This is a genomic window from Vaginella massiliensis (genome assembly GCF_900089075.1).
In the GTDB taxonomy this organism is placed as follows: Bacteria; Bacteroidota; Bacteroidia; order Flavobacteriales; family Weeksellaceae; genus Weeksella; species Weeksella massiliensis_A.
This window is the reverse complement of sequence record NZ_LT593747.1, coordinates 664252-676862: the sequence shown is the minus strand read 5'-3', so window position 1 is coordinate 676862 and position 12611 is coordinate 664252. Positions and strand designations below refer to the sequence as shown.

Here is a 12611-nt window from a genome sequence, read left to right as displayed (position 1 = left end):
ACTTGTGAATTATTTTTTGAGACTGGTAATCTAAATTAGAAATCTGCTGTACTAATTAAATAAAAAAAATTGAATGAAACAAGATTTATCAAACAAAAGAAAGATATACAACCAAAATTCTATTGATTTTAACACATTGGAAGATAATCCTTTGGATCAATTTAACGTTTGGTATCATCAAGCCGATCAATCAAAAGCAATCGATGAAGCAAATGCGATGACTTTATCGACCCTCGGGCTCGATGGTTTTCCTCGCAGCCGGGTGGTATTGCTAAAGGAATTCAACTCCGAAGGATTTGTTTTTTTTACGAATTATACCAGCGAAAAAGGAAAGTCGATAGAAGCCAATCCGCATGTTTGTTTGAGTTTTTTTTGGCCAAGTTTGCAACAGCAAGTCATCATCAAGGGCATTACAGAGAAGGTGAGCGAACAAAATTCTGACGAATATTTTGCTACGCGACCGCGAGACAGCCAGATTGGCGCTTGGGTTTCACCGCAAAGTGAAGAAATAGAGGAGCATCATGATTTCGAAAAAGCCATTGCATTTTATCAGCAAAAGTTCGATGGCGTGGCGATTCCTCGACCTCCGCACTGGGGTGGTTTTTTGGTTCGCCCTGTTCGGATAGAATTTTGGCAAGGAAGACCAAGCCGTCTGCACGACCGAATTCTTTATCAAAAAGTTGATAATTGCTGGCAAAAGAAGCGTTTAGCACCATAAAAAAACTCCTTTCGTTGGAAAGGAGTTTATTATCATCAAAAAGTTAAATTATTATTTCTTTTTGCTATCTACTGCTGCTGATAATTCAGAACCAGCTTTGAATTTTGCTACTGTTTTAGCAGCAATTTTGATTTCTTTTTTAGTCTGTGGGTTGATCCCTGTACGAGCAGATCTCTCAGATGTAGAGAATGTACCAAAACCAACTAAAGCAACTTTATCACCTTTCGATAAAGCAGCTGTAACGTTTGAAGTGAATGAATTTAATGCTTTTTTTGCAGCTTCTTTAGAGATACCTGCATCAGCAGCCATTGCATCGATTAATTCTGATTTGTTCATAGTCTTAATATTTATAAATTAAATTTAAATTATACACAAATATAAACTTTCCCAATGTTTATGCAAGTTTTAGGTCGAAAAAAAGTGAAAATTTAATATTTCGATTTTTTCGGATAAAACTATGGCAATTTATGAAAAAAAATTAAAACTCTAATACTAATTGAGTTACGTTTTGCAATCCATTGATAAAATCTATTGCAAGCATTCGTTTTTTTCCTTCGGGTTGAATTTCTTCTATTTCGTAAACGCCGTCTGGTAAAAGGACAAATAACTGATTTTTGTTGTACTGCAAGTGATAGGGCTCTCCCAAAATAGTTTCGGTGCTGATTTTTCCCTTTAGAATTTTTGCCGATTTCCCATTGATTTTCGTCCATGCAGCCGGATACGGACTCAACCCTCGTATCTGATTGTGAATGGCTTCTATGCTTTGTTTCCAATTGATTTTACAATCTTCTTTGAAAATTTTGGGTGCTGGTTTTAGCTCCTCTATTTCGATTTGTGGCATGGCCTGCAAGGTGTCGTTCTCCAAACCATCCAATGTTTTTACTACCAATTGTTTGCCAATTTCCATGAGCCGATCGTGAATAGTTCCGGCATTTTCATGCTCGTCAATTTCGATACTTTGTTTCAACAACATTTTACCCGTATCAATTTTTTCGTCTATAAGAAATGTGGTGACGCCGGTTTCTTTTTCCCCATTGATGATTGCCCAATTGATGGGGGCAGCTCCTCGGTATTGCGGTAATAATGAGCCATGGAGGTTGAAAGTTCCTTTGGGCGGAATGCTCCAAACGCTTTGCGGCAGCATGCGAAATGCAACAACAACAAATACATCGGCTTGGAGCGATTTTAGTTCTTCAAGAAAATCTTCGTTGCGTAGTTTTTCGGGTTGTAAAAGTTTTAGGTTTTGAGCTACTGCATATTTTTTTACCTCAGATTCATGAATTTTTTGTCCTCGACCCGCAGGTTTATCTGGCACTGTTACTACGCCAACTATCTCATGTTGGCTATTTTCATGTATTTCTTGTAAAGAAGCCTTGGCAAATTCGGGTGTTCCCATGAATACGACTCGCATAATTTTTTTAATTTTTTTTGAATTGATCCAATCCAATTTTTATTATTTTCATTTCGTCTAACAAGTATTGCAATTCTGCAATCACTTTTTCTTTTGGCGAATTTATAAAATGCATCAAAATTTCATCGATATTTTTTACCTCTTCTCCCAAAAAAGCCAATAATTGCGCTTCGTCTATTGGATTTCCTTGTTGGTTGGCGGTGCAGACATCGCAGTTGCCGCAATTGTGAGTAGATTTTTCGCCGAAATAAGAGAGAATCATGCGTTCTCTACAGTATTCGTGTTGGGCTGCATAGAACGAAATGGCTTCAAGTTTCTTCCAATTGTTGAGTTGAATTTCTTCGTATTGCTTCCACCAATTGTTTTTGAGTACATTGGTTTCGCGTGGTTGTAAAAATTTGATTCGCGTGAGAAATCGATCCGAATAATCGATAATTCCTTCGTGATACATGGCGTGTAATTGTTGGCGTACTTCACTCAGGTTCATATGGGTGTCGAATGCAATTTTCAGTTCGTAAACCTCCTTCGGAATGGTATAAATTCCGGGATAATTTCGCTCGAGGTATTCCAAAAGTATTTGATATTGATAATGATGCGCAATCACTTCTGGTAACACCAAGATTTGAATGGTACTATTCTGGGTGAAATCTTTTAGAAAAATCAGTTCTTTGTTGTGTAAGAAATGGATAAAATTGAAAACTTTCTTCACATCTAAATTGAATTTTTCTGCGAAAAAAGGGACATCGAGCGACATTAATTGTGGTGGAATTTCACCTTCGGCGATTTGCAAATAACTGAAAAGTAAATTTCCGATTTCGACGAATTCATTTTTGGTTGGAAGTTTCGACTTGAATATTTTTTCTGCTATGACAATGTCTTCTGGGTTGAAAAGGTAAATTCCTTGTGCAGGCAAGCCGTCTCGCCCTGCTCGTCCAACTTCTTGATAATAAGCCTCGATAGACGAGGGTAAATCTAAATGAAAAATTGTACGAACGTTGGGTTTGTCAATTCCCATACCAAACGCATTTGTCGAAACCATAACTTGTTGATTGCTCTGTGTCCAATGCGCTTGTTTTTCTTTTTTTTGTTGCGGATCCAATTTCGCATGAAAATAATCGGCATCGATGCCGTGATCGATCAAGAAAGTTGCAATCTCATACGTTTGCTTTCTGGTCTTGCAAAAAACAATGCTACTGCCCGGAAATTTTTGGAGATAATAGAGCAAGTCTTGTTTTTTATTTTCTGATAATCGTACAAAATAAGTGAGATTTTCTCGAATTAAAGAAGATTTGAAAATCTGAGGATTTTTCAGTTCGAGATTTTGTTCGATATCTTTTGTAATAATTGGCGTAGCGGTAGCCGTCAAGGCCAAAATAGGCGTATTCGGAAAATCGACTCTAATCGCGGCTATTTTACGGTATGCCGGTCTGAAATCGTGCCCCCACTGCGAGATACAATGCGCTTCATCTACGGCAATAAGGCTGAGATCGAAGGTTTGCAATCGTTCGATAAATCGCTTGCTTTGCAACCGTTCTGGGGAAATGTACAAGAGTTTGATTTCTTGTCGCTGGCAGCCTTCTAAAATGGTTGCGATCTGGTACACGTCCATTTCGTTGGTGATAAACTGGGCAGCAATGTTCTTTTGTTGGAGTGTTTTTACTTGATCCTCCATTAAGGCAATGAGCGGTGTAATCACCAACGTAATCCCACTCATGAGCAGTGCTGGAACTTGATAACAAATCGATTTTCCGCCACCAGTGGGCAGAATGGCAATAACGTCTTGATGCGACAAAATGCTTTGGATAATTTCTTGCTGGGGCGAGCGAAATTCGTCGAAATTCCAATATTGTTTTAAAATAGATTTGGCTTCCAAATACTCGTTGTTTGAAGTTAAATATACTAAATGTTTTAGTATAAGTGTAAAAAAAAATCCCGCTATAATTCACGGGATTCATTTCGTTTATTTGATTTTGTTTTCGAGTAGCAAGAGAAAGGCATATTCTAAAGCAACTTCTTTCAGACTCTCGAATCGTCCAGATGCGCCTCCGTGCCCCGTATCCATATTGGTTTCAAGTAAGAGCAGATTCTGATCTGTTTTCAGATCGCGTAATTTGGCAACCCATTTTGCAGGTTCCCAATATTGTACTTGAGAATCGTGTAAACCTGTTGTAACCAATAAATGAGGATAATCCTTAGCCTCGATATTGTCGTATGGCGAATACGATTTCATATAGTCGTAATATACTTTTTCGTTTGGATTTCCCCATTCGTCATATTCTCCTGTGGTAAGTGGGATGCTATCATCCAACATGGTGGTCACCACATCAACAAATGGAACTTGTGCAATGGCTCCATTGAAAAGTTGTGGCTCCATATTGATTACAGCTCCCATCAACAAACCTCCAGCCGATCCGCCCATGGCGTACAAATGTTTTGCCGAAGTATAATGGCGTTCTATCAAGTTTTTTGCAACATCGATAAAGTCGTAAAAAGTATTTTTCTTGTTGAGCATTTTGCCATCTTCGTACCATTCGCGACCCATTTCTTCTCCACCTCTTATATGGGCAATGGCGTAGACGAATCCTCTGTCTAATAGACTTAGACGAGACGAGCTAAAGTAGGCTTCCATCGAATAGCCGTATGAGCCATAAGCATAGAGGAGTAGTGGGGTTGATGCATTTAGTTTGGTGTCTTTTCTGCGCACTATAGAGACGGGTACCAATTTTCCGTCGCGGGCTTCGACCCAAATTCTTTCTGAGGTATAATTGTTTTTATCGAACCCTCCCAACACTTCTTGTTCTTTTTTGATCTCGCTGGTTTTGTTGACCATATCGAAATCGATTACCGAATTTGGCGTGGTGAGTGAGGTATAAGAATATCGAAACAAATGAGTGTCAAAATCTGTATTTACCGAACTTCCTGCGTTGTAAGTCTCTTCTTTGAATGGTAGATAATAATTTTCTTTTCCATCCCAAGAGCGAATGTTCATTTGTGTCAATCCGTTTTTGCGTTCTTCCACAACCAAAAAGTCTTTGAAAACTTCGAATCCTTCGATCAAAACATCTTTTCTGTAAGGAATAAATTCTACCCAATTCTCCTTAGTTGTTTTGTTGATTGGGGTAGTCATGATTTTGAAATTCAGTGCGTTATCTTTGTTGGTCTGAATATAAAATTTATCTTGATAATGCTCGATCGAATATTCTAAATTGCGCTCTCTGGGCTGAAAGATCTGAAATTTTGCATTGGGCTCATCGGCTTTGATGAATCGGTATTCATCAGAAACGGTACTAGAAGAGCCGATGATAATGTAGGCTCTAGATTTTGATTTGTAAACATAGACATTAAAGGTTTCGTCTTTTTCTTCATAAACCAACTCATCTTCGCTTTGATCGGTTCCCACGGTATGCTTCCATATTTGGTAAGCCCTCAGGGTTGCATCTTTTCGGGTATAAAATAAAGTTTTGTTGTCGGCTGCCCAAACCGATGAACCTGTGGTATTTTCTATTTTATCTTTCAGGATTTTACCGCTCGATAAATCTTTGATTTGAATGGTATAAATTCTACGGCTCACATTGTCTACCCCAAACGCAGCATATCGATTGTTGGGCGAGATGTTTATTCCGCCCAATTGATAATAAGCGTGTCCTTCTGCCATTTGATTGACATCGAACATTACCTCTGCTTGTGCGCTTAGGTTTTCTTTGTATCGTTGATAAATCGGATATTCTTTGCCCTTTTCAAATTTAGTTTCATACCAATAACCGTTCAATTTATAAGGCACCGAAGAATCATCTTCTTTTATTCTCGATTTGATTTCTTGAAACAGCTCGGCTTGTAATTTTTCTGTAGGCTTTAGCATCGCCTTTGTGTAAGCATTTTCTGCTTTCAAATAATCGATAACTTCCGGATTTTCTCTATCGTTTAACCAATAATAATTATCGATTCGTGTATCGCCGTGTATACTTAATTTTTTTTCTGTTTTTTTTGCTTTCGGAGCTTGCATATCTTGTGCATTTAGTTGAGCAAAAGTAAAGCAAATTGTTGTGATGGTATAAAGATGTTGACGCATGATGAATGTCCCTTGCTTGTTTTTTTATTTTTTTGATAAATTATTTAATGAAATGAACCAACTTCAATCTTCCATTTTCTTTTAATTCGACCATGATTTCATTTCCGTTTTCATAAGCGTTGGTGACGTATTCGCCGTTACGATCGAGGATGACGGCTTGGTATTTTCCTTTCTCATCGGTCTCAATCAAACGGGCAAATAATTCATCCGAAGTTGCATTCACCAACAAATAAGTTCCTTTAGTTGCGTTGATCAGTTTATACGAATTGTCACCCATTTTGTAGAGTTGAGCGTCGTTTGTTACGGGTTGATTAACGCTTACAGCTTGAGTTTCGGGCTTTTGTACGGGAGGTGTAAAAGTTTCTTTTTTCTGCACTACTTTTAGTTTTTTTGTAGCGAGATGTTCCAGATTTTTTACGTTGGCTTGTTGTGGTGCGATCTTGTTCAATGCCATTTTCAGCGCTTCTTGATAGCCTTTGTCGTATTCTTTGATTTTCGAAGTCGTGACCATCTGCTCGATAATTTGATGCTCACAATTACTGAAACTCAGTTCGAGTTTGTTGGTGAGCATGCTTTTTACTCTCTTCATATTTGCGGTGGTGGCAAGACATGGATTTTCTTGCACTTCGCTTGGCCAGGTGCTGGCATCGTTACTGAGAATGGTATAATTTTTCTGACCCAAAAAATAACTCAATCTCGATTTTAACTGAAACTGATTATTTTCAAAATCCTCAAAATTTTCTGGAATAATGATGTATGGATAATCGCTCAATTTTTGTGCAAATCCAGAGCTCAGACTCAATAGACCTATAATCGTTAAAACTTTTTTCATGTTTATTTTTCTTTTAATCAAATATAATTTTTTTCTACGATTTAGACGAATTAAAAATTCATAGCGATTTTAACTTAGATGCTGATAATTATTTGAAATAATTGAGAAACTTCCCAACAATTTACGTTATTTTTGTGCAACGATACAACAAACAAAAACATGAAATTTTTTATTGATACTGCGAACTTAGCTGAAATCAAAGAAGCTCAAGATTTAGGAATTTTAGATGGTGTAACGACCAATCCATCGCTGATGGCAAAGGAAGGCATCACTGGAGAAGAAAATATTTTGAACCATTACAAAGCGATTTGCGACATTGTAGATGGTGATGTTTCTGCAGAGGTAATTGCAACAGATTTCGAAGGAATGGTAAAAGAGGGCGAAGCATTGGCAGCACTCAATCCTCAGATTGTTGTAAAAATCCCTATGACTAAAGACGGAATAAAAGCCTGTAAATATTTCGCCGAAAAAGAAATCAAAACCAATGTGACGTTGGTTTTCTCTGTCGGACAAGCCTTGTTGGCAGCAAAAGCTGGTGCAACCTACGTTTCGCCATTTTTGGGTCGATTAGACGATATTTCAACCGACGGACTCAATTTGATCGAAGAAATTCGCTTGGTGTACGACAATTATCTATTCGAAACACAAATTCTCGCCGCCTCTGTTCGTCATACCATGCACATCGTAAACTGTGCAAAAATTGGTGCAGATGTCATGACTGGACCTTTATCTTCTATCTTAGGCTTGTTGAAACATCCGTTAACCGATTCAGGTTTGGCTCAGTTTTTAGCAGATTATGCCAAAGGAAATCAATAAAGTATAAATACCAATTATTATCATCGCCATCATGCTCATCGATCTTCTCGATTGATGAGCATTTTTTTATTTTACATTTTATTAACAGCTTTCGGCTCGCTTTTTTGTGATGAAATGCGAGATTCCAGATAATTTAGAATATCTTTGATTTAGGAAAAAATATAAACGTAAATTAAGTATGGAGTGCATTTCTGTTTTCGATATGCTGAAGATTGGAGTAGGACCATCCTCTTCGCATACCTTAGGGCCTTGGCGTGCTGCCGAAGCTTTTCTTAAAGAAATATCCGAACAAAATAAAATTCAAGAAGTAAAAAAAGTGGTGGTCGATCTCTACGGATCACTGTCGCTTACAGGAAAAGGTCATGCAACCGATTATGCTGTAATGCTCGGCTTGAGCGGTACAGATCCAGAGTACATACCAGTTGATGATATTCAAAATATTATCGAACACATCCAACTCAACAAACAATTGCATTTCAACCAAAGCCATTGGATCGATTTTGATCCTGAATTGGATGTGGTCTTCAATCGAGAATTCTTGGATTATCATGCCAACGGATTGAAGTTTACAGCATATTTCGATCAAGGAAAATACGAATCTATTTTCTATTCTATCGGTGGTGGATTTATTACCAAAGGAGATGAACAAGAAAATAAAGAGGTAACTTGCGATTTTCCTTACTTGTTCAACACATCAGAAGAATTGCTCAATTTCTGCAAAACCTCTGGCTTGTCTATCTCGGAATTGATGCGAGAAAACGAACGCACAATCCGAACAGATGATGAAATCGATGCCGAGTTGATGCGTGTTTGGAACACTATGCTCGAATGTATTTACATCGGTTGTCATACCGAAGGAATTTTACCAGGCGGACTAAATGTGCGCAGAAGAGCCTATGATTTGCATGAGAAGCTCAAAAGCGATTTACCGTATGAAAATCCTTGGGAATGGATTCAAGCGATACGAAAAACAAAAATAGCATTTCGCCAGATTTTCAAATGGGTGAGTTGCTATGCCTTGGCGGTAAATGAGGTAAACGCCTCGTTGGGACGCGTGGTTACAGCCCCCACCAATGGTAGTGCAGGCGTGATCCCAGCTGTGTTGATGTATTATTTGACCATCGACAACCACAAAGCAGGAGAGAAAGAAATCAAACAATTTTTGATGGTTGCAGGTGTCATCGGAAGTATTTTCAAAAAAGGAGCGACAATTTCGGCAGCTATGGGAGGATGCCAAGCAGAGATTGGAGTTTCTTCTGCCATGGCAGCAGCCGCGCTTTGCGAGCTTCTCGGCGGTACTCCAGAACAAGTGACCATTGCAGCCGAAATCGCCATGGAACATCATTTGGGCTTGACTTGTGATCCTATCGGAGGATTGGTGCAAATCCCTTGTATAGAACGCAATACAATGGGCGCAATAAAAGCGATAAATGCCGCAGAATTGGCTTTGGATACCGATCCGTTCGATGTAAAAGTGCCGCTCGATAAAGTGGTAGACACCATGTGGGAAACGGCTAAGGACATGAATAATAAATACAAAGAAACCTCAGAAGGTGGTTTGGCAGTGACGGTAAATGTAGCCGACTGTTAGAAAGAAAAAATTAAAATGGAAATCAGCAATTTGCTGATTTTTTTATTCATCAAATCATGCACAATCAACAATCATGAATCGGCGAATTTTTGTAAATTTGCAAGCTAAATTTCAATAAGAATGCGAACGAAATCGGTCGGAAAGAAAAAAATCAATATCGTAACGCTGGGGTGTTCCAAAAATGTATACGATTCAGAGGTGCTGATGGGACAATTACAAGCAAATGGAAAAGAGGTGGTACACGAAGATGCAGGCGATATTGTGGTGATCAATACCTGTGGTTTTATCGACAATGCCAAAGAAGAAAGTGTCAATACCATTCTCGAATATGTTGATTTGAAGAATAGAGGAGAGGTTGAAAAAGTATTTGTAACAGGTTGCTTGTCAGAACGATACAAACCCGACTTAGAGGCCGAAATACCTGACGTAGATCAATATTTCGGGACGCGAGATTTGCCATTATTGTTAAAAGCGCTCGGAGCCGATTATCAACACGAATTAGTGGGCGAACGATTAACCACAACACCTCGACACTATGCCTACCTTAAAATTGCCGAAGGTTGCGATCGTCCGTGCTCATTCTGTGCGATTCCACTAATGAGAGGTGGAAATATTTCAAAACCAATCGAGAATTTGGTAACCGAAGCTAAAAAATTAGCAGCCAAAGGAACCAAAGAATTAATTTTGATTGCGCAAGATTTAACTTATTATGGCTTAGATCTTTACAAGAGAAGAGCCTTGGCAGACTTGCTCAAAGAATTGGTGAAAATAGAAGGCATCGAATGGATTCGTTTGCATTATGCTTTTCCATCAGGTTTCCCAGAAGATGTTTTGGAAGTCATCAAAAACGAACCCAAAGTATGTCATTATATCGATATTCCGTTGCAACACATTTCGACCGACATCCTCAAATCGATGCGTAGAGGGACAACCAAAGAAAAAACCAATCAACTATTGGCTAAATTCCGCAAAAAAGTTCCCGATATGGCAATCAGAACAACGCTGATTGTAGGCTATCCTGGCGAAACAGAAGAGCATTTCGAAGAGATGAAAGCTTGGGTGCAAGAACAACGATTCGATCGATTGGGATGTTTTACCTATTCGCACGAAGAAAATACGCACGCCTATCAACTGGAAGATGACGTGCCGCAAGAGGTGAAAGAAAAAAGAGTAGAAGAAATAATGGAAATTCAGACCCAGGTTTCTTACGAACTCAACCAAGAAAAAATAGGAAAACAATTTCGTGTCATCATCGATCGTAAAGAAGGAAATAACTATATTGGTCGTACCGAATACGATTCGCCAGATGTAGATAACGAAGTTTTGATCGATGCACGAGAAACTTACCTTCCTATTGGCGAATTTGTAAACGTGGAAATCATCGATGCTTATGAATTCGATTTAATTGGTAAATTAATAGATTAAAAATAAAAAACCATGAAAAATAAAATTATCTCTTTAACCTTGGTTGCAGCTGCAATTTTTGTTACCTCTTGTAGTTGCGATTTAGATCAAAAAGAAAATTCGACAAATGCAGTTGCACCAACGGTGAAAACCGAAAATTCTAAAAATTTAAACTTAGATGAAAACAACAATTATGTGTATCAATTGGGTGAATTTTCCGATGTTGTGCTACCAAACAACGACACACTGAATGTTGGAGAATTGTCGACAGAAAGCAAATTGGTCTCGCAATTGAATGATGCCGATTTCAAAGTTTCGGAAGACAAAACTAAAGGATGGATTACGCTGGATCGAATTTATTTCGAAACTGCCAAAGCCAATGTCACCGAAACTTCGGCTACCCAAGTCGATAATTTGGCCAAAATCTTAAAAGCTTATCCATCGGCAACCGTAAAAATAGGAGGGTACACCGACAATGTTGGCGACTCTATTGTGAATGCCAAAATTTCGCAAGAGCGTGCAGAAAAAGTAGCAAATCTTTTGGTATCTAAAGGCGTTGCAGCGACTCGAATCGAAGCCGAAGGTTATGGAGCTCAGCATTTTTTGTGTGAGGCAAATGATACCGAAGTTTGCAAAGCTCAAAATAGACGAGTAGACATCAGAATTACTAAAAAATAACAGTCAACTACTTATTTTTTTGGCGGACGAAGTCCGCTTTTTTTTATATTTAAAAATTCATAGCTCAACAATATGCAAGATTTCCTCTTGAAAAAAAATATCCAAATCTCGGCAAAACGCTATTTTGTAGACGCCATGGGTGCAATGGCTTACGGTTTGTTTGCCACGCTTTTGGTTGGTACGATTCTCAAAACCATTGGTGAAGAATTTTCGATTCCCTTTCTCAACCAAGTGGTTTGGCCTATCGCCAATCAAGCTACGGGACCAGCGATTGCATTGGCAATTGCTTACAGCTTGCGGGCGCCACAGTTGGTGTTGTTTTCTGCTGCAGTTGTGGGATTAGCCGCCTATCAATTAGGAGGACCTTTGGGAGTTTTTATTGCAAGTATCATCGCAGTAGAAATCGGAAAATTGGTTTCAGGTGAAACCCGAATCGACATTGTGATTACGCCCATTGTCACCGTATTGACAGGTGTGCTCATCGCGCAACTTCTCGGGCCTACTGTGCAACTACTCATGCAGTGGATCGGACAAATCATCATCGCCAGCACCAACGCAAATCCGTTTGTGATGGGCATGGTAGTAGCGGTTGTCGTAGGCATTGTGCTCACTTTGCCCATTTCTTCTGCTGCCTTGTGTTTGATGCTCGAGTTAGACGGATTGGCTGCCGGTGCGGCAACGGTAGGCTGCTGTGCTCAGATGATTGGTTTTGCAACAATCAGTTTTCGTGATAATGGATTTCAAGGATTTTTGGCTCAGGGCTTGGGAACAAGCATGTTGCAAATGCCCAACATTTACAAGAATTGGCATATTTTACTCCCTCCAGTTTTTGCCTCGGCTATTTTGGGACCGATGGCGACCATGTGGATGTCTATGGAAAATACTGCACTCGAGTCGGGGATGGGAACTTGCGGATTGGTTGGACAAATTGGTACGTGGAATGCCATGAAAGCTAAATTCTCTGCTACACATATTGCAACCTCCATCGGTTTGTTGCATTTTATACTTCCGGCAGTGCTGAGTTATAGTTTTTATCTTGTTTTGAAAAAATACAATTGGATAAAAGAGGGCGATATGAAACTAAAATCGTAG

At 39.0% G+C, this 12611-nt stretch carries 11 protein-coding genes; 6 read left to right on the top strand and 5 right to left on the bottom strand.

Annotated features, from left to right (window positions below; genetic code table 11):
* Positions 1–73: 73 nt before the first annotated feature.
* Positions 74–718, top strand: coding sequence for a pyridoxamine 5'-phosphate oxidase (gene pdxH, locus BN8061_RS10530; RefSeq protein WP_068599109.1), 645 nt, complete (start codon positions 74–76; stop codon positions 716–718).
* 51 nt (positions 719–769) lie between these two features.
* Here the strand turns inward: pdxH and BN8061_RS10525 are convergent, their stop codons facing one another.
* From BN8061_RS10525 to BN8061_RS10505, 5 genes are all read right to left on the bottom strand, one after another.
* A complete protein-coding gene (locus tag BN8061_RS10525) occupies positions 770–1054 on the bottom strand; it encodes an HU family DNA-binding protein (RefSeq protein WP_068599107.1) in 285 nt (94 codons plus the stop codon).
* A gap of 142 nt (positions 1055–1196) precedes the next feature.
* Positions 1197–2129 (bottom strand): methionyl-tRNA formyltransferase, encoded by a 933-nt coding sequence (gene fmt / locus BN8061_RS10520; protein WP_068599600.1) that lies wholly within the window; start codon positions 2127–2129, stop codon positions 1197–1199.
* A 7-nt stretch (positions 2130–2136) separates the two neighbouring features.
* Positions 2137–4002, bottom strand: a complete 1866-nt coding sequence (locus BN8061_RS10515; protein ID WP_068599106.1) for a RecQ family ATP-dependent DNA helicase — start codon at positions 4000–4002, stop codon at positions 2137–2139.
* 87 nt (positions 4003–4089) lie between these two features.
* Positions 4090–6198, bottom strand: a complete 2109-nt coding sequence (locus BN8061_RS10510) for a S9 family peptidase (RefSeq protein WP_068599103.1) — start codon at positions 6196–6198, stop codon at positions 4090–4092.
* 40 nt (positions 6199–6238) lie between these two features.
* Positions 6239–7030: a hypothetical protein gene (locus tag BN8061_RS10505; protein ID WP_068599102.1), complete on the bottom strand. Its 792-nt coding sequence runs from the start codon at positions 7028–7030 to the stop codon at positions 6239–6241.
* A gap of 159 nt (positions 7031–7189) precedes the next feature.
* Between BN8061_RS10505 and fsa the strand changes: the two genes are divergently transcribed.
* The 5 genes from fsa to BN8061_RS10480 all read left to right on the top strand — a co-directional run bounded on the left by fsa (position 7190) and on the right by BN8061_RS10480 (position 12611).
* A complete protein-coding gene (fsa, locus tag BN8061_RS10500; RefSeq protein WP_068599100.1) occupies positions 7190–7846 on the top strand; it encodes a fructose-6-phosphate aldolase in 657 nt (218 codons plus the stop codon).
* 178 nt (positions 7847–8024) lie between these two features.
* Positions 8025–9437, top strand: coding sequence for an L-serine ammonia-lyase (locus BN8061_RS10495; protein ID WP_068599097.1), 1413 nt, complete (start codon positions 8025–8027; stop codon positions 9435–9437).
* 120 nt (positions 9438–9557) lie between these two features.
* Positions 9558–10862 (top strand): 30S ribosomal protein S12 methylthiotransferase RimO, encoded by a 1305-nt coding sequence (rimO, locus tag BN8061_RS10490; protein WP_068599095.1) that lies wholly within the window; start codon positions 9558–9560, stop codon positions 10860–10862.
* Between the two features lie 12 nt (positions 10863–10874).
* Positions 10875–11519: an OmpA family protein gene (locus tag BN8061_RS10485; protein ID WP_068599093.1), complete on the top strand. Its 645-nt coding sequence runs from the start codon at positions 10875–10877 to the stop codon at positions 11517–11519.
* A gap of 72 nt (positions 11520–11591) precedes the next feature.
* Complete coding sequence (locus tag BN8061_RS10480) at positions 11592–12611, top strand: PTS sugar transporter subunit IIC (protein WP_068599091.1); 1020 nt, start codon at positions 11592–11594, stop codon at positions 12609–12611.

Bases quoted from the DNA above. Each gene is read 5' to 3' on its own strand.
- pdxH (WP_068599109.1), top strand. From the start codon at position 74: ATGAAACAAGATTTATCAAACAAAAGAAAGATATACAACCAAAATTCT.
- BN8061_RS10525 (WP_068599107.1), bottom strand. From the start codon at position 1,054: ATGAACAAATCAGAATTAATCGATGCAATGGCTGCTGATGCAGGTATC.
- fmt (WP_068599600.1), bottom strand. From the start codon at position 2,129: ATGCGAGTCGTATTCATGGGAACACCCGAATTTGCCAAGGCTTCTTTA.
- BN8061_RS10510 (WP_068599103.1), bottom strand. From the start codon at position 6,198: ATGCGTCAACATCTTTATACCATCACAACAATTTGCTTTACTTTTGCT.
- BN8061_RS10505 (WP_068599102.1), bottom strand. From the start codon at position 7,030: ATGAAAAAAGTTTTAACGATTATAGGTCTATTGAGTCTGAGCTCTGGA.
- fsa (WP_068599100.1), top strand. From the start codon at position 7,190: ATGAAATTTTTTATTGATACTGCGAACTTAGCTGAAATCAAAGAAGCT.
- BN8061_RS10495 (WP_068599097.1), top strand. From the start codon at position 8,025: ATGGAGTGCATTTCTGTTTTCGATATGCTGAAGATTGGAGTAGGACCA.
- rimO (WP_068599095.1), top strand. From the start codon at position 9,558: ATGCGAACGAAATCGGTCGGAAAGAAAAAAATCAATATCGTAACGCTG.
- BN8061_RS10485 (WP_068599093.1), top strand. From the start codon at position 10,875: ATGAAAAATAAAATTATCTCTTTAACCTTGGTTGCAGCTGCAATTTTT.
- BN8061_RS10480 (WP_068599091.1), top strand. From the start codon at position 11,592: ATGCAAGATTTCCTCTTGAAAAAAAATATCCAAATCTCGGCAAAACGC.